Source organism: Marivita sp. S0852 (assembly GCF_046591575.1).
Classification (GTDB): Bacteria; Pseudomonadota; Alphaproteobacteria; order Rhodobacterales; family Rhodobacteraceae; genus Marivita.
This window is the reverse complement of record NZ_JBIQWA010000002.1, coordinates 67570-88615: the sequence shown is the minus strand read 5'-3', so window position 1 is coordinate 88615 and position 21046 is coordinate 67570. Positions and strand designations below refer to the sequence as shown.

The window sequence follows — 21046 nt, the reverse complement described above, 5'->3', positions numbered from 1 at the left end:
CGGTGTTACCGGACGTTCGGTTCCCCTTGCAGGCCCAGAAGTTTGCGGAACCCTGTCCAATATCCCGGCAGGCGCGGCGGGTGTTGCAGGTTTGGCAAGGCCTCATCTGCCCAACGTGGCATGCGCCGGGCGGTGAAATCCCGCCCCCAGTCAAGGTATGCATCCGCGTCCCCGGGGCGCAGGCGACAGGCAGAGCCGACCAGCCCGACAAGCGTTTCCGGGGCCGAATACCATTCATCCTGAATTGCGGTGACTTTGTTTTGCAGCAGCGGCCCAACCCAGCGCATCAGCGCTTTGTCGGAAAACAACAGCAACATCTTGCCCATCTCGGCGCGGCTGTAGTGGATCAGGGGCGGAAATGTATCAAAGAAAAGCGCCTCGCCCTCCAGATAGGCGAAATTGCGGATCGACGGATGAAAGCCGATCCGGGTCTCGAACTGATCGGCGTTGTTCCAGAACGTGGCAATGACATCGCCCGCCGCCTCCATCATCTTAAGTGTTTGGTCACGACTTGCCGACATCATCTGCGGGCGCATCATCGATTCGGCAGGAAGCGCTTGCTGAACGATGACCGGGATGCGCACCGCGTCGATATCAAGGAGGTGAAATTCAGTTGTCGGAAGCGCCACACCCGCCTGGTTCAGGGCCTTCACATAATCTTCATGACATTGCCCAAGCCGGTCGAGCGCCTCCGGATCGCGCAGACCGCGATAGACCTTGATCACCTTGTCCGAAAACGGGCCGGTGGCAGGGCGGAACGGCGCACAGAAATAGCCAAGCTTTGAAACGGTCTGACCGCGGGCTACACCATCCGCGCGGATCACGTCTTTGAGGGCGGCAAGGTCGGTCATAAGGCGGACTCCGGATGTTGGTGCACAGGCTCTACCTGTTTGCCAACACCTCTGCCACCTCTGAGGTCAGCGCGTCCACTTCGGCTTGCGCGGGTGTCTTGCGGCCCTCGGCGGCACCGCGCCCCTGCCCCAAGGCCTCGGCATAGATCACCCGATTGGCCAATTGCGCGTCGGCAATACGCGCCTGCAGCTTTTCGGCGGCCTCTGACACCTCGGTGCCAAGGCGGGTGTTTTTGCGGGCGCGGTTCAGCACCACCAACGCCTCTTTGCCTTCACGGCGCGCCAGATCAAGCACACCTTCGGTGGCCCACAGGTCCACATGGCTGACGCTGACAGGCACCACAACCAGATCGGCCACCCGCAACGCCGGACGCAGATCGCTGTCGGCCTTGGGCGGGGTGTCGATGATGACGATGTCATGACTGTCAGACAGTTTGCGCACCTCATAGGTGATGCCCCAGGCCGAAGATGTGGCAAATTCAAGATGGTCTACCGGACCGGTTTCGCCATCAATCCGGGTCATGAACCACCGGCCCAGACTGCCTTGCGGATCAATATCCACCAGCGCCACGCGTTTGCCCTGACGCAAAAAGCCAGTGGCTAGATTGGCCGACACCGTCGTCTTGCCAGAGCCGCCTTTTTGCTGTGCTACAGTAATGACATGTCCGGTCATATGGTCATCCCCCGATTCGACCGGAGGGTACGGTGGTTATTGTGCAGCTGCAGCATAAAAATTGCCACACCCGGAATTGAGCAAAGGTTTGATGCGATGAAATCACCTATTCGCCCGCTTGACGACGCAGCCCGCGACATGGTGCGCAGCATTCTGCAGGACGCACGGTTTGCGGCGCTTTCGTTCATTGACCCAGACACGGGCGCGCCGATGGTCAGTCGGATTGCGCTGGTCGAGGGACCGGATCGCTTGCCGCTGAGCCTGATCTCTGACTTGAGCCATCACAGTGCTGCACTGCAGAAAATTCCGGTTTGCTCCCTGCTGATCGGAGAACCGGGGCCCAAAGGCGACCCATTGACCCATCCCCGGTTGAGCCTGCAGGCAAAAGCGTCTTTCGTCCGTCACACCGATGTGTCGCATGCCCGATTGGCGCAGGCCTTTCTGACAAAGCAGCCGAAAGCAAAGCTGTATATCGGGTTCGCGGATTTCGCCCTTGTTCAGTTCACCCCGCTTGGGGCGCATTTGAACGGTGGGTTTGGCAAGGCCTATATCCTTGGCCCAGAGGATTTGGACTGACCCGCTTCCAGATGCGGCTTTAGGCCGACACCTTTGGGGCCTGCAGGATTTGCACACCCGAAATGCGCCATACGCCGTCAATCTGGTCCATCCGGTAGTCCAGATAATGCAGATCGCCAGCCGCGTCTTTCAGGATCACAGTCTGATACAGCGCGCCCGCAATGTTCCGCAGCGCTCCGAATTGCACATCCTCGGGGCGCCAGACCATCGGGTATCCCTGTTGAACCATACGACCGAAATTTTCCGGTGTGCGGAACATATTGCGGATATTGGGGCTGGCAAAGGTAAAGGCGGTTTCAAAATCATCCTGGAGAAACGCGTCAATCTGGCGTTGAATCGTTTGTTCGATCTCGGGATCAGGCGACAAAACCTCTTGTGCCCAAAGCGTGCTGGCCAATGTCATGGCCAAGATAAGTCCGGTGATTTGGGTGCCCATAAAAACCCTTCCTGTGCTTTTCTCTAAAGTAGCGCAGGAAGGGAAGCTGGCAAAACCGGCCCGTTAGCGAAGCTCGCCCGCCAGGCCTTTGCGGATCAGCCCCACCGTTTCCGGCACGCCGTAAAGGGCGATGAAGCCGCCAAAGCGTGGGCCTTGGGATTGGCCCAGCAGAACCTCGTAAAGCGCCTTGAACCAATCGCGGAGCGGATCGAAGCCGTGGTCTTTGCCCACCGCAAAGACCAGCGTTTGCAACGTCTCGTCGTCGGTCGCACCGTCATGCGCCTCAAGCCGGGCGGCAAGGTCTTCCATCGCCGCGCGTTCCTGATCGTTGGGCGCGCGGTAGGTTTTGGTGGGCTTCACGAAGTCTTCGTAATACTTCACCGCAAAGCCCGCCGCCTGATCGAGGTCAGGATGCGTTTCCGGTGAAGCCTCGGGCGCATAGCGCTTGATAAAGCCCCACATCGCGTCCTTGTCCTCGGCCCCGGCAGCGCTGGCGAGGTTCAGCAGCATCGAGAACGGCACGACCATTTTCGATTCAGGCACATCGCCGGAATGAATGTGCCACACCGGATTGTTCGCCTGCGCCTTGGCGTCCTGCGTCGGGAAGGCGCGCAGTTGCTGGTGGTATTCATCGACCGCCTTCGGGATCACATCAAAATGCATCCGCTTCGCCGTTTTGGGCTTGAGATACATGAAATACGACAAGGATTCCGTGCTGGCATAGGTCAGCCATTCGTCAATGGACACGCCATTGCCGGTGGTCTTCGAGATTTTCTGACCGTTCGCATCGAGGAACAGCTCATAGGTGAAATGCTCGGGCTTGCGCCCGCCCAGGATTTCGCAGATGCGGTCGTAGATCGGCGTGTTGGTGCTGTGGTCCTTGCCGTACATCTCAAAGTCCACATCCAACGCCGCCCAGCGCGCGCCGAAATCGGGCTTCCACTGAAGTTTGACGTTCCCGCCTGTGACCGGCAGCGTGATCTCGCGCCCGTCCTCGTCGTCGAACGTCACCTCGCCCTTGGCCGCGTCGACGTTCTTCATCGGCACGTAGAGCACGCGGCCTGTGTCGGGATGGATCGGCAGGAAGATCGAATAGGTCTCGCGCCGTTCATCGCGCAGGGATTTGAGCATGACGGCCATCACATCGTCATACCGTTCGGCGGCGCGCAACAGCACCTCGTCAAAGCGGCCCGAGCGGTAGAATTCGGTGGATGAGATGAATTCATATTCGAACCCGAACGTGTCCAGAAAGCGGTTGAGCATCGCATTGTTGTGCGCGCCAAAGCTGTCATGTGTGCCGAACGGGTCCGGCACGTCCGTCAAAGGGCGCTGCAAATGCTCTTCCAGCATCTCGGGGTTGGGGACATTGCCCGGGATTTTGCGCATGCCATCAAGATCGTCGGAAAAGCAGATCAGCTTGGTCGGGATATCCGAGATCACTTCAAAAGCGCGCCGCACCATCGTGGTGCGCGCGACTTCGCCGAAGGTGCCGATATGCGGCAAACCGCTTGGCCCGTAGCCCGTTTCGAACAGGACATAGCCCTTTTCCGGTGGCGCTTTCTCGTAGCGTTTGAGCAACCGGCGCGCCTCTTCAAAGGGCCAGGCCTTTGAGGTCATTGCAGCTTCGCGCAGATCAGACATTGCTCAGGTTCTCCGATTTGGACAATCGCCGGGAATGGCGGGGTTTAAGGCGTTCTCCCTATTGCGGGGGCGCGGGCGGGTCAATAAGTTGGGTTTGTCCTGTTTCCCGTTCAGAAAGCCATCATTGTGCCAGATACGATACCCCGCCCGCTTAGCCCACAGGATTGTCTGGTTGCGTTGATGATCGCGGTATCGGCCTCGGACGAGCGAATCCGCACTGCGGAATTGGTCAAAATCAACTCGGCTGTGAACAATTTGCCAGTGTTTGCCGAATACGACGAATCGCATATTCCGATGATGTCCGCCCTGGTGTTCGAGCTTTTTGAACAGGAAGACGGGCTGGATGCACTGTTCGGTCTGATCCGCGACAATCTGCCGGACCGGTTGTTTGAAACCGCCTATGCGCTGGCATGCGATGTGGCCGCGGCGGACGGAACGTTGAAGGAAACAGAGCTGCGGCTTTTGGAAGAAATCCGCTACGAGCTGAACCTTGACCGCCTTCATGCCGCCGCCATCGAACGTGGATCGCGCGCGCGGCATATGAAACTCTAGAACTGGCAGCTGATCCTAGCCGCTATACACAATACCCCAACGCGCCAGCATGCGCTGCTGAAGCTTGCGGGCGCGTGTGCTGTAGGTGCGCCCACCGGGGGGGCGTTCGCGTTCTTCCCGGCTTAGAGCATCGCGGCGCGGCAGATCGGCCGAGAAATAGGCAAAGGCCAGCTCTGTGCCATCGGGCAGATCGACAAAGCCTCCCAATCCGCTGACGAAATTCAATGTGCCGGTTTTTGCGTGAACCTTGACCGGGTGATCTTTGATAATGGTGCGATCTTCGCTTCGCAGGGGATGCGCCTTCAAAAGCGGCTTGATCCCGACGGCCTTGCGCGCCGCAATCAGCGCCTTGACCATATCACGCGCCGACACACGGCTGTCGTCGCCAAGCCCCGAATGATCCTCAAGCTCCACTGACGACATATCCAGCGTGGTCCTCGCCCAGTCATTCATCGCCTCGGCAGACGCCCTGAGCGACGTGACCGGGCCAACGCGCGTGTTTGTGGCGGTCAATCCGATACATTCGGCGGTGACATTGGTCGAATATTTCAACATATCCCGCAGGATGATCCGCAAGGGGGCGCTTTGATGGGTGATGATCTCTGTGGTATTTGCGGGAAGCACCTCAATCGGTTCCGGCGCTTTGAGGACAATACCGTTCGAGCGGGCCAGAATCTGAAACACCTCGCCTGTGTATAAGGCAGGTTTGCGCACCGGCAGCCATCGGGATCCGTTCTGGCCCAACGCAGCGCGGGCCACCGTCCAATTGTCGTGGCTGCCACCATCTGCATAGGTGTAGATCGGGTATTTGCGTGGCTCGATCTGCATCCGGGCGGTGCGGACAGCCGGGCGCAGGCTGGCGGACCGCGCATCCATCGCCACGCTGTAGCCGTTGCCGCCGCGCTTCCATTCAAAATGCACGCGGTTGAAGTTCAGGTTCAGACCGGACAATCCGGGATTGTAGCCCACCTGGTCAGGCTGTTCGGCGTCAATCTGGCGAAGCTGCGGCAGAGCACCCGCCCAAATCAGGAACCGCCCGGTCACCTCGGTCAGGCCAATCTCTTCGCGCAGACGTTGTGTCAGGGCCGCCACCGCATCGGTGTTCAGCGTCGGGTCCCCGCCCCCCGCAAGAATAAGATCGCCGTTCAGCCGTCCATCGGTGATCGGGCCGGTTGCAAGAATACGGGTTTCAAAATGAAACCCCGGCCCCAGCACATCCAGCGCGTAACAGGCGGTCAGCGCTTTGGCGACGCTGGCCGGAGGCAAGGCCCGCAACGGGTTGTGCGATTCCAGAACAAGCCCGGTTTTGACATCCGCGACCTGCACGCTGACTTTGCCAGCCAGACCGGATTGCGCGACCAGATCAGAGAGGGGCGGCTGATAGGATTTGAGCAACCCGCCATCGCGGGCCATCGGGCGCAACGAGGCCAATGGCGCCAAGGCAGATTGCGCCAGCGCGGCTTGCCCCAGCCCACTAGCCGCCAGTCCTGCCAGGACAGTACGTCGTGAAATACCTCGTGTCATAGACGTGATCTAACCTTATGCTCCCCGCGCATTCAAGCGGCTGTCGTGCCTTATCAAAAGGCGGTGATACCCGGTGCCGGTTGCCGCATATCCGTCAGCTGCGCCATGCGCCTTGTTTGCGGATATCGGTCGAACTGACGGGGACCATCGGCATATTGACGAAACACCATGCGGGCGGCGGCATCTGTGCGAGAAGATGCGACGCCCGCCCCGAAAGCCGGTATTGGCGAAACTGACGGGCCGCCCGGGAATGCAGCGCAGATTGACGCCAGCCGGGACGCGCCAACACCCCGATCGGGACAGACTGAAAGATCTGTTGCCAGCGATCCCAGCGGTGAAACTGATGCAGATTGTCAGCCCCCATTAACCAGACAAAACGCACTCCGGCAAAGGACGTTTGTAACGAGGACAGCGTTTCCGCCGTGTAACGCGTGCCGATCCGGGATTCATAATCGCTGATCAGGACACGCGGATCTTTCATCAACGCTTTCGCCCGATCCATGCGATCCTCCAGCGATGCCGGACCCCGCGATTTTAATGGGTTTCCGGGCGATACCAGCCAGACAACCCGATCCAGCGCAAAGCGGGTCAGGGCCATGCGGGTCAGGTGGACATGGCCCTGATGGGTGGGATCGAACGATCCCCCCAACAGCCCCACGGACATGCCAGCGCGCAAGGGAAGCCGCATGTGCAAAATTCACTGCGTCCAGTCTGGAGGACGCTTTTCCAGAAAGGCGGCGATGCCTTCTTCGGTGTCACGGTTCATCATGTTTTCCACCATGACATCGCCGGTATATGCGTAGGCATCCTGCAAGGACATTTCTGCCTGATCATAAAAGGCATGTTTTCCGATTTTCACGGCCGCGCCCAGCTTGCTGGCCACCAGCCGCGCCAACGCATCTGTTTCTTCGGACAATTGGTTTTCGGCAACGACCTTGTTGATCAGGCCCAGCGCCTCGGCGTGATGGGCATCCACGAATTGGCCCGTCACCAGCATCTCGAAGGCCTGTTTGCGCGGGATGTTGCGGGACAAGGCCACCATCGGTGTCGAACAGAACAACCCGATATTGACGCCATTGACCCCGAACCGCGTGCCCTCTGCCGCCACCGCCATATCGCAGGACGCGACCAATTGGCATCCGGCGGCGGTTGCTATGCCATGCACCTGTGCGATCACCGGTTGCGGCAGGTTTTGAACACCGGTCATCACGCGCGCGCAGCGGTCAAACAGGTCTTTGAAATAAGCCTTGCCCCCATCCTCGGCCTGCCGACCGGCGGTCATTTGCTTTAGATCATGCCCGGCGCAAAACGCCTTGCCCGCTCCGGACAGAACAACCACACGAATAGAGCTGTCAGAGTGCAGCGCGTCCAATTGTTCTTGCAGCGCGGCAAGCATTTCATCCGACAACGCATTCAACCGGTCAGGCGCGTTTAGCTGCAAATGGCATATCGCGTCCGTGTCGCGACGTTCCAGGATTTTCATCTTGTTCTCCCAGTGACTTGAGGCAACTCTAGCCGCTGAACCCAGAGGAGGAAAGCATGGCGATCAAAGTACCGGCAGAGGAAATGGCAGTATTTCTGAATGAGGTCTTTCCACAGGTCAAAGGCATGTTCGGGATCGACCGCCTGGACGAGACACTGCTGGTCATGCGTTTGCATACCTCCGAACAGCATCTGCGCCCCGGCGGCACTGTATCGGGGCCGGCCATGTTCGGGCTGGCGGATGTGGCAGCCTATGTTGCCACAATGGCGCGGGTCGGCAAAGAGGCGCTGGCCGTCACCACAAATTGTTCGATTGATTTTATGCGCAAACCGGCAGCGGGTGCCGACGTGCTGGCTCATGCGCGGGTTCTGAAACTTGGCAAAGCACTTAGCGTGACAGATGTCTTGCTGTATTCCGATGGCCAGCCAGAGCCCGTGGCGCGCGCGACGCTGACCTATTCCCTGCCGCCAAAACGCTAGGGGGTCCGCCGCGGACGTGCAACAAAAAAAGGGGCGCAAAGCCGGTCTTTGCACCCCAGTCAGCGCTCTGACAAGCGCAGGGATTACACCTGCCAGAACTTGCGGTCGGCCTCCCTTTGGGCGGCCAACCGATCCAATCCAACGTCCCGAAGAAGATGATCATCCAACTGACCAAGGTGGCGACGCGTGCGGCGGCGTTCGGTCCATTGTGTCAAAACCACCGCGACACGGACCGCGACCGTGGCTGCTGGTGTCAGCGAGGTCTGATCGCCAAGATAGGCAAGATGGGCGGATTGTGTGGCGTGTGTCATGGTGGCGCTCCTATATTGTATCGACACAATCTTGAATTTTTGGCATTTAGGTAGACATTAGCAATACAATTTGAGATACATTGCTACATACGCCGCCGCTAGGAAAAGATTGTGCCCGATACAATTCTGAACAAAGTCGAACCGTCAGAGATCACACTGCCCACCAGCGGGACCGGCCCAAAATATCAACGTGTCGTCGATGCGATCCGCAAATCCATTCGCAGCGGGAACCTTGGTCCGGGGGATCGTTTGCCGCCTGTGCGTGAACTGGCGTGGTCGCTGTCGATCACACCGGGCACGGTGGCGCGGGCCTATACAATTCTGACGGATGCGGGCGAAGTGGTGGCCGAGGTCGGGCGCGGCACATTTGTGGCGACCCCTGTGGTCGATGACGATGCGCTGCCAATCGAGGTTGACGCAGTGCCGCATGGCACCAACGGAAACTTCAAGGATTTCAACCTGATGTCGCCTGCGCTGCCCAATGTCGGACAGGCACGGCTGGTCCGGGATCTGATGATCCAGATCGCCAAAGACCCGCCCTCTGGATTGATGCACTACCCTAACAGGGCCGCATTCGCGCCTGCACGCGCCGCCGTTGTCCGCTGGCTGAACGGCACGCCGCTTGGCCCGCTGGACCCGGATGACGTGGTTCTGAGCCATGGCGGGCAAAACGGCATCTTGCTCATTCTGCAAAGCGTTCTGCGCGGGCCTGCACCGGTCATTCTGGTCGAAGAGCTTGCCTATCCCGGGTTTCGTCGGGCCGCCGATTTGCTGCGCGCCACTGTGGTGTCCGTGCCGATGGATGAACATGGCCTGATTCCAGAAGAGCTGGAACGCCTCGCCCGCCTGCACGCGGCGCAAGTGCTGTGTACCAGTCCGGAAGTGCACAATCCGACATGCCACTCCACCCCGGTTCAGCGTCGGAATGCGATTGTCGAGGTGGCACGGCGGTGTGATTTTCAGATCCTTGAGGATGATTGCTACCGGATGGGTGCCACGCGCGCGCCGTCATACCGGATGTTGGCAAAGGACCGCGGCTGGTACGTTTCGTCGATTTCCAAAACCATCACTCCGTCGCTGCGCATCGGGTTTGCGATTTCACCGCACGGCCAGGGCGCAAGCTTGCGGCGGTCTGCGGAATACGGTTTTTTCGGATTGGCCATGCCGCTGGCCGATCTGGCCACCTTGCTGTTCACCCATCCCAAAGGGGACCGTCTGGCGCAGGATGTGGTGGCCTATATGCGGCCATATATCCGCACTGCGGTGAATATTCTGGGGCATCACGATCTGGGCTGGCGCGAGGACGTTCCGTTCTTTTGGCTGCCCCTGCCCGTCGGCTGGCGTGCATCCGCCTTTTGTCAGGCCGCCGAGGCGCAGGACATCAAAATCAAACCCGCAGAGGATTTCGTCGGTCGCGAGGCACACGCGCCCCACGCGGTGCGGATTGCTGTGAATGCGCAGATCCCGTTGGACCGGTTCGAACAGGCGCTCCATAAGCTGCGCAATCTTTTAGAGCACCCGCCAGAGCAGATAAGTGTCTGATTTTTCCCCGGAATGATCAAAAAATAGTCGCTCGCCTATGGATCGGACGGTAACCTGTGCGAGCGACTCACCTGTGAAAGCCCTGAATGCAGCTAGACATCACCTTTTCCTTTGCTCAGGCCAAGCCTGACCTTGCCGAGTTGTCAGATATTTTGACGGAATATTACGGTCAGATCCAGGAACGCCTGATGAATGTCGGCGGGCCGCGATTTTCGATCGAAAAAGAGGTGGCGGCAAACCTTGCCTCTCTGGACGACTTTCTGCCGCCAAACGGGGACATCGTGTTCGCGCGGGACAAATCCGGCTATTTGCTGGGCTGTGGTTTCATCCGGATGATCGATTCAAACCGGGCCGAGCTGAAGCGTCTCTATGTCCGCGATCTGGCCCGCGGTCTGGGTCTGGGACGCCGTCTGATCGAGATGCGGATCGAAAAGGCCAGGGACATGGGCGCCACAACCATCCTTGCCGATACCGTACGCGGCAACAGCTCTATGCTGGCGCTGTATGACCGGCTCGGCTTTGGCGAGACACAGCGCTATAACGGCAACGCCAACGCGCCAGAGCTTGACCCCTATCTGGTCTATCGCAAGCTTGATCTGGGCGGCGCGGCAAAATAGCGTCACGTGATGGGGTAACATATTACCTTATTTTCAAAGTATTGATTTGATGTGATTTTTCGCCCCGAACCGCGCTTGACTGTGGAAATGCAATCCTTATAACCCGCCCATCGAACGCTCGGGGCGGATCTGGCCCTGATTCACCAATCAAACGTCAGGGTACTCCCAAGATGAAAACCTATTCTGCAACACCGGCAGATATCGACAAGAAATGGATCATCATCGACGCCGAAGGCGTCGTGCTTGGCCGTCTTGCGTCGATCGTTGCCACACGCCTGCGCGGCAAGCACAAGGCGACCTTCACCCCGCATATGGACACCGGTGACAATGTTATCGTGATCAACGCGGACAAGATCCAGTTGACCGGCAACAAGCGTCAGGAACATTTCTACTGGCACACCGGATATCCGGGCGGCATCAAGTCCCGTACCAAGCAGCAGATCCTGGAAGGTGCCCATCCAGAGCGCGTTGTGACCAAAGCGGTTCAGCGTATGCTGCCGGGCAACCGCCTTTCGCGCAAGATCATGACAAACCTGCGTGTCTATGCCGGAGCCGAGCATCCCCACGAGGCGCAAAGCCCCGAAGTGCTGGATGTGAAGTCCATGAACTCCAAGAACACACGGACGGCGAAATAATGGCTGAGCAAATCACTTCTTTGGAAGACCTGAACACGGTTGCTGGCGTTGACGCGGCTCCGGAAGTTGCAGAAACCCCGGCAGAGCCACAGCGCGACGATCTTGGTCGCTCTTACGCCACCGGCAAGCGGAAAGACGCGGTTGCCCGCGTCTGGATCAAGCCGGGTTCCGGCAAGGTCAACGTGAACGGCAAAGACATGAACGTTTACTTTGCGCGTCCGGTTCTGCAGATGATCCTGCGTCAACCGTTCGACGTGGCCGGTGTTGCCGACCAGTTCGACGTTATGGCAACCGTCAAGGGCGGTGGTCTGTCCGGTCAGGCCGGTGCGGTCAAGCACGGCATCTCCAAAGCGCTGCAGCTGTACGATCCGTCGCTGCGCGGCGCGCTCAAGGCGGCAGGCTTCCTCACTCGCGACAGCCGCGTTGTGGAACGCAAGAAATACGGTAAGCGCAAGGCGCGCCGGAGCTTCCAGTTCTCCAAGCGCTGATCGTTTTTCACCGATCGTTTTCAAAAGGCCACCCGTCGCGGTGGCCTTTTTCTTGCGTGGTGACATTTTCGATATTGGTCACCGGCCCCTCCGGCAGTAGCGTCAACGCATGAGCGACAAGACCGGACTGGCCAAAGACCGCACTGAATACGCCGAAAACCGCACCGACTGGGCCGAGGACCGGACGGTTCTGGCCAATGAACGCACGTTCGCAGGCTGGCTGCGCACCGGCATGGCCTCTGTTGCCATCGCGCTTGGCCTCAGGGCGCTGTTTCGCCCGTACGAGCCAACCTGGGTGCCCAAGGTGGTGGCCACCGTTTTTATCGTCGCGGCGCTTTTGATCTTTGTGTCGGCATGGCGGCAAGCCAAGCGCACGAAAGACTCGCTCAGCACGCATGACGCGAACGGGCAATCCCGTGATTATATCACCGTGATCACGATTGCTTTCGGAATCGGCACTTCGGCGACGGGGGTCATTCTTTGGTTGTTGTGAATCCTCCCCCGGATCAGGTAGCCTGAGCGCCAAGCCGAGGAAAGAACACCCATGTCCGACACACCCTATCAGGTGCTTGCCCGCAAGTATCGCCCGGAAACCTTTGCCGATCTTGTCGGCCAGGAGGCGATGGTGCGCACACTCAAAAACGCGTTTGAGGCAGATCGCATTGCGCAGGCCTTTGTGATGACCGGCATTCGCGGGATTGGCAAAACCACCACCGCACGGATCATTGCAAAGGGTCTGAACTGTATCGGCACCGATGGCGCGGGCGGGCCAACCACCGAACCGTGCGGCCAATGCGAACATTGTGTGGCGATCATGGAAGGGCGTCATGTCGATGTGATGGAGATGGACGCCGCGTCGCGCACCGGTGTGGGCGACATTCGCGAAATCATCGATTCGGTGCATTACCGCGCGGCCTCTGCCCGCTACAAGATCTACATCATCGACGAGGTTCACATGCTGTCCACCAGCGCGTTCAACGCGTTGTTGAAGACATTGGAAGAGCCGCCCGAGCATGTGAAATTCATCTTTGCCACCACGGAAATCCGCAAGGTTCCGGTGACCGTTCTGTCGCGCTGTCAGCGGTTCGATCTGCGCCGGATCGAACCCGAGATGATGCTTCAAATGCTGCGCCGGATCGCCACTTCCGAAGGGGCCGACATCACCGATGATGCATTGGCGTTGATCACCCGCGCCGCCGAAGGCTCGGCCCGCGATGCGACATCGCTTCTGGATCAGGCGATCAGCCATGGCGCGGGGGAAACCGGGGCGGATCAGGTCCGGGCGATGCTGGGTCTGGCCGATCGCGGGCGCGTTCTGGATCTGTTTGATCTGGTGATGAAAGGCGACGCGGCAGGCGCGTTGACCGAATTGTCCGCCCAATACGCAGATGGCGCTGATCCGATGGCGGTGTTGCGGGATCTGGCCGAAATCACGCATTGGATTTCAGTTGTCAAAATCACGCCCGAGGCCGCCGAAGACCCCACCATCGGCCCCGACGAACGCCAGCGTGGGCAGGATTTTGCGGCAGCCCTCGGCATGCGCCCTCTGACCCGGCTTTGGCAGATGCTGCTCAAGGCGCTGGACGAGGTGGCCCAGGCCCCGAACGCGATGATGGCCGCCGAAATGGCGATCATCCGAATGACCCATGTGTCCGAATTGCCCAGCCCAGAGGATCTGGTGAAACGCTTGCAAGACGCGCCGCCCCCACCCCAGCCGCCTGCGGGTGGTGGACCACAGGCCGGTGGGTCGCACGGGGCCACGGCTCTTGGCACCCCTGCCGCGACCCATGCACCGCAATCGGGCCCCCATGCGTCCCATGGCGGTGCCGCGGTGGCGCTTGCCGCAGATCAGGCGCTGGCGCGATTTCCCACCTTTGAGCATGTGGTCGACCTGATCCGCGCGAACCGCGATGTGAAGCTGTTGGTCGAGGTCGAGGGCTGTGTTCGGTTGGCGGCCTATCAACCGGGCCGCATTGAATTTACGCCAACGAACAATGCACCTGCCGATCTTGCCGCGCGGCTTGGCAGCGCGTTGCAGCGCTGGACCGGCAATCGTTGGGGCGTGTCGGTCGTCAACGATTCGGACGCCGAAACAATTGCCGAGCGCAAGGATGCTGCACTTGTCGCAATCAAGGCCGAGGCGGCAGAGCATCCGCTTGTGAAAGCGGTTCTGGACGCCTTTCCCGGTGCGACAATCGAAGAGGTCCGCACACAGGACCAGATCGCAGCCGAGGCCGAAGCAGACGCTTTGCCCGAAGTGGAAGATGAATGGGACCCGTTCGAGGAGGACTGATCCTGTCAGCCCTGCCCGGCCCGGTACTTGACCGAAGGCTGTATCGGGTGTCCTGCCTTGTTCATTGGCATCATCGCTGCAATATGTGTTGGGATGATCTTTTACACCGCGCCCCCACCTGGGAGCGCTGACAAGCGGAGAACGACAGATGTTTAAGGGTTTGGGCCAGATGGGTGACATGGCCAAGATGATGAAGGCCGCACAGGAGATGCAGGGCAAGATGGCCCAGATGCAGGAAGACCTGGCGTCGATTACGGTTGTGGGGGAATCCGGGGCCGGTCTGGTCAAGGCGACCTCGACCGCCAAGGGCGAATTGACGGCCCTTGATATCGACCCGTCGATCTTTAACGGCGATGACAAGGAAGTGGTCGAAGACCTGATCCTGGCCGCGATCAAGGACGCACAGCAAAAAGCGCAGGACAAATCCCAGGAAGAGATGTCCAAGCTGACCGAGGGTCTGGGTTTGCCCCCCGGAATGAACCTGCCGTTTTGACCGACAGGATCACACGCGGCTGATGCGCGACGACAATGACATAGAAGCGTTGATCGCCATGATGGCGCGACTGCCGGGGCTGGGTCCAAGATCCGCCCGGCGGGCAGTGCTGCAGATGATCCGGAAACGGTCGCTGTTGCTGGGCCCTCTGGCCGAGTTGATGACCCGTGTGGCACGCGATGCACGCGAATGCCTAAATTGTGGCAATATCGGAACGCAGGACATTTGCGAGATCTGTCAGGACAATCAACGCAACAACGGTCTGCTTTGCGTGGTCGAGGATGTCTCGGACCTGTGGGCCATCGAGCGGTCTGGCGTGTTCAAGGGGCGGTATCATGTGCTGGGCGGTACGCTGTCCGCGCTGGATGCAATCGGGCCGGAAGAGCTGCGTATCCCGAAACTGCAAAGCCGCGTTGAAAGCGAAGAGGTGACCGAAGTGATCCTTGCCTTGAACGCCACTATCGACGGTCAGACAACAGCTCATTACATCGCCGACCATCTGGAAGGCCGCGTGACGCTCACATCTCTGGCCCAGGGTGTCCCGATTGGCGGGGAACTGGATTATCTGGATGAAGGCACGATCACCGCTGCCTTGAATGCGCGCAAAACTGTTTGAAAAAACATCTTCAAAAAATGGAACATGTCAGTGCCACAGCCGTTTCGGACATAACATCGGAGGGCATACCATGACAGTATCACGCACCAGCCAGTCAACCGGAAGCGGATCGGCCGAGGTCACCGGTTTTTACGACGCGGACACCGGCAGCATTCAGTACCTTGTGGTCGACCCGAACACGCGCAAAGCCGCGCTGATTGACACGGTGCTGACCTTTGATCCCGAAAGCGCATCGACCAAAACCGACAGTGTTGACGCCATTTTACGATTTGCCGAAAGCGAAGGGGCCGAGATCGAGTGGATTCTCGACACGCACCCGCACGCAGATCACCTGATGGCATCGGCCTATCTGAAAGACAGGCTGGGCAAGCCGAATGCGATCGGAGAGAAAATACAACAGATCGCAAAGCTGTGGCGCGATTTTTATCACCTGCCGGACGCGTTCGATCCGAAAGCGGCGTTCGATCACCTGTTTGCCGATGGCGACAGCTTCAAGATCGGCACCCTGCCCGTGCGGGTGATGCTGTCGCCGGGTCACACGTTGGGGTCGATCACCTATATCGTTGGCGATGATGCGGCTTTCGTGCATGACACGTTTATGCAACCCGACGCAGGCACGTCGCGCGCCGACTTTCCCGGTGGAACCGCCGAAGATCTTTGGGCGTCCTTGCAGGCCATTCTTGATCTGCCTGATCAAACCCGGCTGTTCGTCGGCCATGATTATGGAACGGACACGCGACCGGCCCCCACCTGGGAATCGACCGTGGCCGAACAACGGCGACAAAATATTCATATCGGCGGCGGTGTGACCAAAGACGCCTATATCGCGCAACGCGAGGGGCGTGACAGGTCGCTGGCCTTGCCGGACCGTATGCTGCATGTGCTTCAAATGAACCTGCGTGCCGGACGTGCGCCAAAGGCCGAAGCGGATGGGCGCAGCTATCTGAAAATCCCATTGAACCGCTTTTAGGAGGACACGGATGGACATCGAACAGACCGACAATGGAACACTTGAAAACTGGACACCGGACGAAGTGGCCAAGGCGTTTGCAAAAAACGAAATCATCTTGATCGACGTGCGCACGCCTCAGGAATTCGCGCTGGAACGGATCACCGGAGCGTTGTTGGCACCGATGCAATCCTTTCAGGCCGATCACATGCCCGATCAGAACAGCAAGCAGATCGTGTTTCACTGCGGCTCGGGTGTGCGGTCGGCCAAAGTGGCCGAACAGGTGTTGAAGGCCGGCGCGGACCGCATCGCACATATGGCCGGCGGCTTTGTGGCATGGAAAGACAGCGGCCTGCCCTATATGGGCACCGATGTGTCGACCGGCGGTCCGAAAGAGATGAAAAAATCCGGCTGATCATAGCCTCGTCGCACAAAAAAAACCCGGCACCGTTAAACGGGGCCGGGTTTTTTGTTCGGAAACCGCGATCACTTGTCGCTGGCATCCTCTTCGTCCTCGTCCTCGACATCGCTGTCCGGCAAGTTGAAAAAGCTGTCCGCGTCCGTGTAATCTTCTTCGCTTGTCTTGGTTTCATCCTCGTCCGGCGTGGTCAGGCTAAAGGTCTCCAAACCTTCGATTGCGCTTGGCAAACGTGGTTCGGTGTCCATATCAAGGCTCTGCTCCGTCGACACCAATTTGCGGCGCTCGTCATCAGTCATCACCGCTTCCTGCTTTTTCGCGGCTTTGGCGACGGCGGCATCCAGTTCGGATTGTTTGCACAGCCCCAATGCGACCGGGTCAATCGGCTGGATATTGTTGATGTTCCAATGGGTGCGCTCGCGGATCGCCTGAATGGTCGGTTTGGTGGTGCCCACCAGTTTCGAAATCTGGCCGTCGCTCAGTTCGGGGTGAAACTTGACCAGCCACAGAATCGACGCCGGACGGTCCTGACGTTTTGACAGCGGCGTGTAGCGCGGACCACGGCGTTTCTCTTCGCCTTGCGCGGCGGCATAGATCTTGAGCTTCAGGGCATGCAGCGGATTGTTCTCACCCTTTTTGATCTCTTCGGCATCCAACTGATTGTTGGCGATGGGGTCAAACCCTTTGACACCTGCGGCCACATCTCCGTCTGCGATGCCCTGCACTTCAAGCTCGTGCATACCGGTGAAATCGGCGATCTGCTTGAAGGTCAGTGTTGTGTTGTCCACCAGCCAGACGGCAGTGGCTTTGGCCATAATCGGTTTGCCCATCTCGCGTCTCCTTACGCAAAGCTTTCTTGATCTCTCGGAGGCTGTCCGAGAGGCCCCAGAGGTGCCGGGACCGGTTTCCATTGTCAGGGAACTTGGCGCGCTTATAATCGCGCAAGAGCAAAGAGGAAAGAGAAAATGCAGGCGTGGATCATTGGTCTGGTGACAGCAGTTTGGGCCACTGTGGCCGTGGCCAAAGGGGAACAATCCGGCGCGTTTGACTATTATGTGCTATCGCTTAGTTGGTCACCGACATGGTGCGCCATCGAGGGCGACGCGCGCCAGTCACCGCAATGTTCCGAGGATGCAGATTTCGGCTGGATGATGCACGGGCTTTGGCCCCAATATGATCGCGGCTGGCCGTCCTACTGTCCGACCACCCATCGCAACCCGTCGCGCGCAATGACGCGGGGCATGGCCGATATCATGGGCACGCCCGGTCTGGCCTGGCATCAGTGGAACAAGCATGGCGTGTGTTCCGGTCTGTCGGCGACCGACTATTACGCCACCTCGCGGCAAGCCTATGACATGATCACGCGCCCGGATGTGTTCCGGAAACTGGACCAACCGGTCACTTTGCCCGCAGCCGTGGTTGAAGAGGCGTTCATCAAGGCAAACCCGCAGCTCACGCGCGACATGATCACCATCACCTGCAAAGCCGGGCGCATTCAGGAAGCGCGTATCTGTTTGTCCAGATCACTGGACCCGGTGCCATGCGGTGTCGATGTCATCAGGGATTGCCGCGCGACAGATGCCTTGCTGGCTCCCATCCGCTAAACCCGGTGGCCGAAGCCCTGCGATGATCCCATCAGCGCGGAACCGTCCAGCCGCCGGGCAAGTTGCTGTGTTTCGATTTCGGTGCCTTGACCCGCGACAACAGCGAATCCGCCCGTTTGAGAACACTGCTCAGCCCCGGAGCCTTGCGCAGCTGTGCCTTGGTCTTTTCGATCTGCATCACGTCGCCGATCCGGCGATCCAGAAACGCCCAGGTTGCTTGATGTTCAAGCGAATCGTCGCCCAGCCAATACAGCACGGTTGACGAATAAACCCCCGACAGGGTCGCGCGTTTGGTGTACCAATTGATATCGCGCGAGGTGTCGCCCAGCGCGGTCCAGATGCGATCTGCCGTGCCCCAGACCAGACGCGCGCCCTCGGCGGCATGCATCGGCAGCGCAAACAAGGTCGCACCGCGCCGGACCGCTTCCTTGTCCTCGACCGCCTCAAGCCGCAATCGGACCGCAAGCGTGACCTGGTCGCGAAAGCGCATCGTTGACAGATCGTGCTGCTGCAAGGCGGTGACCATTGCGTCATCGCCCCGCCGGTGAAAGGCCGCAGCAAGGTCAATGGCACCGCGCGGAAACAGGCCGCGCGCCACTGCCGGGGCAATTCCGGTATCCTCGATTGCGGCCCGAAACGCGGTGTCTGACCATCCGTCAAAGGGCACGTGCATCAACGCGGCGTCCAGCAGTTGGCTTCCGGCGTCGCTGGCGGTCTCGTCGGGTGTCTGTGTCATAAGTGGCCTCCGATAGATCGGTTGCGGGGTTGCTACAGACCAACCTAGTGCGATGCCCCGCCAAACGCCAACAGGAAGAGCCCGAAATCGGCGCAAATCCTGACAAGCCCCCGGTTCAGATCCAGCCACGTCACTCGGGCCGGGCTTAAAACGCTGTGGGTTTGATCTGGAAATCCACGTCCTGTCGCTGATACACCGCCGCCAATACCCAATTCGCGAGACAAGACGTGCAGCGACATTCCTTTGACTTTTGGCTGCTGACATGCGCCGCAACGATCCTGATCTCCGCCTTTATTGTCTCTGCCATCTCGCGAGAGATATTCTTTGACTATTTCGGCGCTGAGGATTCGCTGATTGAAGACACAACAGCGATCGGCTTGGCGCTGGCGGGGGGCGTTCTTTGGTATCGGGCGTTCAGAGCGCGCAAACACATCCCGACCGGCGCTCTGGCGCTGGGAGTGCTCTACGGGGTTGCGTATATCTGGGCAGGTGGCGAGGAAATCTCTTGGGGACAGCGTATTCTTGGGTTTGAAAGCCCGGAATACTTTAGACAAAACAATGATCAGCAGGAATTCACCTTCCATAATCTGGTGATCGGCGACGTGAAACTTGATGAACTCATTTTCGGCCCGGTCCTCAGCTACATCATCCTTAGCTATCTGATCGTTCTGCCATTGCTCTGGCCGCGTGTGGGATGGGTTCAGACGCTGACCCGAAAGATGATCATCCCGGTCCCTCGCCTGCATCATGCGGGCTTTGCATTGGCGGTGACGCTGATTATTCCGCTTCTGGGGGAATCGCGGCGTTGGGAAGTGTATGAATGTATCTTTGCCTTGCTGTCACTGGCCATCTTTATCTATCCGGCCAACCCGATCACCGCTGCACATAATATGGCCGCATCGGACGGGTCTGGCCCGCTGTAAAACCCGTTAGATCAGGCTGGACAAACCGGGCGCAACTTGATAACCAGCGCGTTCCTGCAACTCCTTGCAAATCCAACTTAGAAAGGTGGTGAAAACCACATGCAGGTTAGTGTTCGTGACAACAACGTAGATCAGGCGCTCCGCGCTCTGAAGAAAAAGCTGCAACGTGAAGGCGTTTTCCGTGAAATGAAGCTGCGTCAGCACTTCGAAAAACCATCGGAGAAAAAAGCCCGCGAGAAAGCCGAAGCGATCCGCCGTGCGCGCAAACTGGCGCGTAAAAAGGCACAGCGCGAAGGTATGCTCTAAGCAGATTTTCCAACACGCTATGAAGTTTACAACCCCCGAGGCCTTGCGCTTTCGGGGGTTTGTTGTGTCTGGCGGGTCCGATCTTTGCCCTGGGCGCACTCCCCCATGGGGAGGCGTTGCAAGATTTCTTGCGCGAATCAAACCATGCATGACACTATCTGAGCGGCGCAACTTTTTATTTTTATTGTTGCCTTCCTTTATTCAACCGCCCGCCACTTTGCGGCCAGTCAAATTTTTCAAGCCGTGGTGGCACGGGCCATGATCACAAGGAATTGACATGCCAGGAGATAATTCTGCCACCAACGCCGCGGTGACCGTTGCCGCCTTTTCCGTTGAATATGCGATAAATGGCAAGCTCAGCATGGCGGGTGGGCTGTCCCGCGGTGGGGTTGCCGGTCTTGCTGTGCAGCCGGTCGTTTGGGCCGTTACCGGAACCGGACCAGATGCGGCCGATGCCTTTATATACGGTGTCGGTGCCGCAGGGGCCTGCGCGGGTTGGGTTCTGGCTGTGCCTTCCATAGCGACCGGCTTTGTGAAAGCTCTGATCGACGACCATACGGCGGGTCTGGTCGCGGAGGCGAAACAGGACGAACCCGAAGCAGTGCGCGGCGGCATCTATGGCACCGATGATTACAGCTTCTGGTCATCCAACAATCACATCACAGCGATGACAATCGCCAGCTATGGGGGCGTTGCCTGGAAGCACGAAAACGGCGCGTATCTGTTCATCAAGGATGCGAGCGATACGCTGGTCTGTGACTATCGCCCCCGATCCTTTCAATGTGTGTACCGGCCGGTGATCCCACTGCGCGTCAATGGCGACCGGGTGATGTGGACCTCGGCTGATTTCTGAGCTGCGTCGCATCGTGCGTGAAAGAACACTTTTCTCAATCGACCCGA

General features: G+C 58.9%; 27 protein-coding genes. 17 read left to right on the top strand and 10 right to left on the bottom strand.

All coding sequences use genetic code 11. The features are described from left to right. Positions 1-5: 5 nt before the first annotated feature. On the bottom strand, positions 6-851 hold the full coding sequence (locus ACG74X_RS04545; protein WP_411232969.1) for a DUF6206 family protein: 846 nt from the start codon (positions 849-851) through the stop codon (positions 6-8). Positions 852-882: 31 nt separating this feature from the next. Continuing rightward, positions 883-1524: a ParA family partition ATPase gene (gene parA / locus ACG74X_RS04540; protein ID WP_411232968.1), complete on the bottom strand. Its 642-nt coding sequence runs from the start codon at positions 1522-1524 to the stop codon at positions 883-885. Positions 1525-1620: 96 nt separating this feature from the next. Between parA and ACG74X_RS04535 the strand changes: the two genes are divergently transcribed. Further along, the gene (locus ACG74X_RS04535) at positions 1621-2100 is read left to right on the top strand and encodes a HugZ family protein (RefSeq protein WP_411232967.1); all 480 of its coding nucleotides are present in this window, start codon (positions 1621-1623) and stop codon (positions 2098-2100) included. Between the two features lie 19 nt (positions 2101-2119). Here ACG74X_RS04535 and ACG74X_RS04530 read toward each other — a convergent pair whose 3' ends face one another. Beyond that, positions 2120-2536, bottom strand: coding sequence for a DUF4864 domain-containing protein (locus ACG74X_RS04530; protein WP_411232966.1), 417 nt, complete (start codon positions 2534-2536; stop codon positions 2120-2122). A 63-nt stretch (positions 2537-2599) separates the two neighbouring features. After that, positions 2600-4177 (bottom strand): lysine--tRNA ligase, encoded by a 1578-nt coding sequence (locus ACG74X_RS04525; protein ID WP_411232965.1) that lies wholly within the window; start codon positions 4175-4177, stop codon positions 2600-2602. A gap of 180 nt (positions 4178-4357) precedes the next feature. On the opposite strand from ACG74X_RS04525, the gene ACG74X_RS04520 reads away from it, so the two are divergent. Then, entirely contained in the window at positions 4358-4729 is a 372-nt protein-coding gene (locus ACG74X_RS04520; RefSeq protein ID WP_411233330.1) for a tellurite resistance TerB family protein, read from the top strand. Positions 4730-4744: 15 nt separating this feature from the next. On the opposite strand, the gene dacB is transcribed toward ACG74X_RS04520, so the two are convergent. From dacB to ACG74X_RS04505, 3 genes are all read right to left on the bottom strand, one after another. Then, positions 4745-6253 (bottom strand): D-alanyl-D-alanine carboxypeptidase/D-alanyl-D-alanine-endopeptidase, encoded by a 1509-nt coding sequence (gene dacB / locus ACG74X_RS04515; protein ID WP_411232964.1) that lies wholly within the window; start codon positions 6251-6253, stop codon positions 4745-4747. 94 nt (positions 6254-6347) lie between these two features. Beyond that, positions 6348-6941 carry a nicotinate-nucleotide adenylyltransferase gene (locus ACG74X_RS04510; RefSeq protein WP_411232963.1) on the bottom strand — a complete coding sequence of 198 codons (594 nt, stop codon included), beginning with the start codon at positions 6939-6941 and terminating at the stop codon, positions 6348-6350. 9 nt (positions 6942-6950) lie between these two features. Next, positions 6951-7736 (bottom strand): enoyl-CoA hydratase, encoded by a 786-nt coding sequence (locus tag ACG74X_RS04505; RefSeq protein ID WP_411232962.1) that lies wholly within the window; start codon positions 7734-7736, stop codon positions 6951-6953. Between the two features lie 56 nt (positions 7737-7792). On the opposite strand from ACG74X_RS04505, the gene ACG74X_RS04500 reads away from it, so the two are divergent. After that, a complete protein-coding gene (locus tag ACG74X_RS04500) occupies positions 7793-8215 on the top strand; it encodes a PaaI family thioesterase (RefSeq protein ID WP_411232961.1) in 423 nt (140 codons plus the stop codon). 83 nt (positions 8216-8298) lie between these two features. Here ACG74X_RS04500 and ACG74X_RS04495 read toward each other — a convergent pair whose 3' ends face one another. Further along, positions 8299-8526 carry a DUF1127 domain-containing protein gene (locus tag ACG74X_RS04495; protein ID WP_411232960.1) on the bottom strand — a complete coding sequence of 76 codons (228 nt, stop codon included), beginning with the start codon at positions 8524-8526 and terminating at the stop codon, positions 8299-8301. Between the two features lie 126 nt (positions 8527-8652). On the opposite strand from ACG74X_RS04495, the gene ACG74X_RS04490 reads away from it, so the two are divergent. The 10 genes from ACG74X_RS04490 to ACG74X_RS04445 all read left to right on the top strand — a co-directional run bounded on the left by ACG74X_RS04490 (position 8653) and on the right by ACG74X_RS04445 (position 16574). Then, positions 8653-10068: a PLP-dependent aminotransferase family protein gene (locus ACG74X_RS04490; protein WP_411233329.1), complete on the top strand. Its 1416-nt coding sequence runs from the start codon at positions 8653-8655 to the stop codon at positions 10066-10068. Positions 10069-10154: 86 nt separating this feature from the next. Continuing rightward, positions 10155-10685 (top strand): GNAT family N-acetyltransferase, encoded by a 531-nt coding sequence (locus tag ACG74X_RS04485; RefSeq protein WP_411232959.1) that lies wholly within the window; start codon positions 10155-10157, stop codon positions 10683-10685. A gap of 170 nt (positions 10686-10855) precedes the next feature. Beyond that, positions 10856-11320: a 50S ribosomal protein L13 gene (gene rplM, locus ACG74X_RS04480; RefSeq protein ID WP_411232958.1), complete on the top strand. Its 465-nt coding sequence runs from the start codon at positions 10856-10858 to the stop codon at positions 11318-11320. Next, positions 11320-11808, top strand: coding sequence for a 30S ribosomal protein S9 (gene rpsI / locus ACG74X_RS04475; RefSeq protein WP_411232957.1), 489 nt, complete (start codon positions 11320-11322; stop codon positions 11806-11808). The genes rplM and rpsI overlap by 1 nt, the downstream gene beginning before the upstream one ends. Positions 11809-11917: 109 nt before the next feature. Further along, positions 11918-12301: a YidH family protein gene (locus tag ACG74X_RS04470; protein WP_411232956.1), complete on the top strand. Its 384-nt coding sequence runs from the start codon at positions 11918-11920 to the stop codon at positions 12299-12301. Positions 12302-12352: 51 nt separating this feature from the next. Beyond that, positions 12353-14101 carry a DNA polymerase III subunit gamma/tau gene (locus ACG74X_RS04465; protein WP_411232955.1) on the top strand — a complete coding sequence of 583 codons (1749 nt, stop codon included), beginning with the start codon at positions 12353-12355 and terminating at the stop codon, positions 14099-14101. Positions 14102-14249: 148 nt separating this feature from the next. Beyond that, positions 14250-14594 carry a YbaB/EbfC family nucleoid-associated protein gene (locus ACG74X_RS04460; protein WP_411232954.1) on the top strand — a complete coding sequence of 115 codons (345 nt, stop codon included), beginning with the start codon at positions 14250-14252 and terminating at the stop codon, positions 14592-14594. 22 nt (positions 14595-14616) lie between these two features. After that, positions 14617-15210 carry a recombination mediator RecR gene (gene recR / locus ACG74X_RS04455; protein ID WP_411232953.1) on the top strand — a complete coding sequence of 198 codons (594 nt, stop codon included), beginning with the start codon at positions 14617-14619 and terminating at the stop codon, positions 15208-15210. 70 nt (positions 15211-15280) lie between these two features. Beyond that, positions 15281-16180: an MBL fold metallo-hydrolase gene (locus ACG74X_RS04450; RefSeq protein ID WP_411232952.1), complete on the top strand. Its 900-nt coding sequence runs from the start codon at positions 15281-15283 to the stop codon at positions 16178-16180. Positions 16181-16190: 10 nt separating this feature from the next. Further along, positions 16191-16574 carry a rhodanese-like domain-containing protein gene (locus ACG74X_RS04445; protein ID WP_411232951.1) on the top strand — a complete coding sequence of 128 codons (384 nt, stop codon included), beginning with the start codon at positions 16191-16193 and terminating at the stop codon, positions 16572-16574. A 71-nt stretch (positions 16575-16645) separates the two neighbouring features. Here the strand turns inward: ACG74X_RS04445 and ACG74X_RS04440 are convergent, their stop codons facing one another. After that, positions 16646-17407 carry a DUF1013 domain-containing protein gene (locus ACG74X_RS04440; RefSeq protein WP_411232950.1) on the bottom strand — a complete coding sequence of 254 codons (762 nt, stop codon included), beginning with the start codon at positions 17405-17407 and terminating at the stop codon, positions 16646-16648. Positions 17408-17542: 135 nt separating this feature from the next. Here ACG74X_RS04440 and ACG74X_RS04435 point away from each other — a divergent pair, with 135 nt between their 5' ends. After that, the gene (locus tag ACG74X_RS04435; protein WP_411232949.1) at positions 17543-18181 is read left to right on the top strand and encodes a ribonuclease T2 family protein; all 639 of its coding nucleotides are present in this window, start codon (positions 17543-17545) and stop codon (positions 18179-18181) included. A 31-nt stretch (positions 18182-18212) separates the two neighbouring features. On the opposite strand, the gene ACG74X_RS04430 is transcribed toward ACG74X_RS04435, so the two are convergent. Continuing rightward, positions 18213-18917, bottom strand: coding sequence for a COQ9 family protein (locus ACG74X_RS04430; RefSeq protein WP_411232948.1), 705 nt, complete (start codon positions 18915-18917; stop codon positions 18213-18215). A 227-nt stretch (positions 18918-19144) separates the two neighbouring features. Here ACG74X_RS04430 and ACG74X_RS04425 point away from each other — a divergent pair, with 227 nt between their 5' ends. The 3 genes from ACG74X_RS04425 to ACG74X_RS04415 all read left to right on the top strand — a co-directional run bounded on the left by ACG74X_RS04425 (position 19145) and on the right by ACG74X_RS04415 (position 20999). Then, positions 19145-19840, top strand: coding sequence for a hypothetical protein (locus ACG74X_RS04425; protein WP_411232947.1), 696 nt, complete (start codon positions 19145-19147; stop codon positions 19838-19840). Positions 19841-19939: 99 nt separating this feature from the next. Beyond that, a complete protein-coding gene (gene rpsU / locus ACG74X_RS04420) occupies positions 19940-20146 on the top strand; it encodes a 30S ribosomal protein S21 (protein WP_036556662.1) in 207 nt (68 codons plus the stop codon). 277 nt (positions 20147-20423) lie between these two features. Further along, on the top strand, positions 20424-20999 hold the full coding sequence (locus ACG74X_RS04415) for a hypothetical protein (RefSeq protein WP_411232946.1): 576 nt from the start codon (positions 20424-20426) through the stop codon (positions 20997-20999). Positions 21000-21046 lie beyond the last annotated feature (47 nt).

What these genes read in the sequence shown, in the direction of transcription:
- ACG74X_RS04545 (WP_411232969.1), bottom strand. Translation starts at nt 851, where the DNA reads ATGACCGACCTTGCCGCCCTCAAAGACGTGATCCGCGCGGATGGTGTA.
- parA (WP_411232968.1), bottom strand. Translation starts at nt 1,524, where the DNA reads ATGACCGGACATGTCATTACTGTAGCACAGCAAAAAGGCGGCTCTGGC.
- ACG74X_RS04535 (WP_411232967.1), top strand. Translation starts at nt 1,621, where the DNA reads ATGAAATCACCTATTCGCCCGCTTGACGACGCAGCCCGCGACATGGTG.
- ACG74X_RS04530 (WP_411232966.1), bottom strand. Translation starts at nt 2,536, where the DNA reads ATGGGCACCCAAATCACCGGACTTATCTTGGCCATGACATTGGCCAGC.
- ACG74X_RS04525 (WP_411232965.1), bottom strand. Translation starts at nt 4,177, where the DNA reads ATGTCTGATCTGCGCGAAGCTGCAATGACCTCAAAGGCCTGGCCCTTT.
- ACG74X_RS04520 (WP_411233330.1), top strand. Translation starts at nt 4,358, where the DNA reads ATGATCGCGGTATCGGCCTCGGACGAGCGAATCCGCACTGCGGAATTG.
- dacB (WP_411232964.1), bottom strand. Translation starts at nt 6,253, where the DNA reads ATGACACGAGGTATTTCACGACGTACTGTCCTGGCAGGACTGGCGGCT.
- ACG74X_RS04510 (WP_411232963.1), bottom strand. Translation starts at nt 6,941, where the DNA reads ATGCGGCTTCCCTTGCGCGCTGGCATGTCCGTGGGGCTGTTGGGGGGA.
- ACG74X_RS04505 (WP_411232962.1), bottom strand. Translation starts at nt 7,736, where the DNA reads ATGAAAATCCTGGAACGTCGCGACACGGACGCGATATGCCATTTGCAG.
- ACG74X_RS04500 (WP_411232961.1), top strand. Translation starts at nt 7,793, where the DNA reads ATGGCGATCAAAGTACCGGCAGAGGAAATGGCAGTATTTCTGAATGAG.
- ACG74X_RS04495 (WP_411232960.1), bottom strand. Translation starts at nt 8,526, where the DNA reads ATGACACACGCCACACAATCCGCCCATCTTGCCTATCTTGGCGATCAG.
- ACG74X_RS04485 (WP_411232959.1), top strand. Translation starts at nt 10,155, where the DNA reads ATGCAGCTAGACATCACCTTTTCCTTTGCTCAGGCCAAGCCTGACCTT.
- rplM (WP_411232958.1), top strand. Translation starts at nt 10,856, where the DNA reads ATGAAAACCTATTCTGCAACACCGGCAGATATCGACAAGAAATGGATC.
- rpsI (WP_411232957.1), top strand. Translation starts at nt 11,320, where the DNA reads ATGGCTGAGCAAATCACTTCTTTGGAAGACCTGAACACGGTTGCTGGC.
- ACG74X_RS04470 (WP_411232956.1), top strand. Translation starts at nt 11,918, where the DNA reads ATGAGCGACAAGACCGGACTGGCCAAAGACCGCACTGAATACGCCGAA.
- ACG74X_RS04465 (WP_411232955.1), top strand. Translation starts at nt 12,353, where the DNA reads ATGTCCGACACACCCTATCAGGTGCTTGCCCGCAAGTATCGCCCGGAA.
- ACG74X_RS04460 (WP_411232954.1), top strand. Translation starts at nt 14,250, where the DNA reads ATGTTTAAGGGTTTGGGCCAGATGGGTGACATGGCCAAGATGATGAAG.
- recR (WP_411232953.1), top strand. Translation starts at nt 14,617, where the DNA reads ATGCGCGACGACAATGACATAGAAGCGTTGATCGCCATGATGGCGCGA.
- ACG74X_RS04450 (WP_411232952.1), top strand. Translation starts at nt 15,281, where the DNA reads ATGACAGTATCACGCACCAGCCAGTCAACCGGAAGCGGATCGGCCGAG.
- ACG74X_RS04445 (WP_411232951.1), top strand. Translation starts at nt 16,191, where the DNA reads ATGGACATCGAACAGACCGACAATGGAACACTTGAAAACTGGACACCG.
- ACG74X_RS04440 (WP_411232950.1), bottom strand. Translation starts at nt 17,407, where the DNA reads ATGGGCAAACCGATTATGGCCAAAGCCACTGCCGTCTGGCTGGTGGAC.
- ACG74X_RS04435 (WP_411232949.1), top strand. Translation starts at nt 17,543, where the DNA reads ATGCAGGCGTGGATCATTGGTCTGGTGACAGCAGTTTGGGCCACTGTG.
- ACG74X_RS04430 (WP_411232948.1), bottom strand. Translation starts at nt 18,917, where the DNA reads ATGACACAGACACCCGACGAGACCGCCAGCGACGCCGGAAGCCAACTG.
- rpsU (WP_036556662.1), top strand. Translation starts at nt 19,940, where the DNA reads ATGCAGGTTAGTGTTCGTGACAACAACGTAGATCAGGCGCTCCGCGCT.
- ACG74X_RS04415 (WP_411232946.1), top strand. Translation starts at nt 20,424, where the DNA reads ATGCCAGGAGATAATTCTGCCACCAACGCCGCGGTGACCGTTGCCGCC.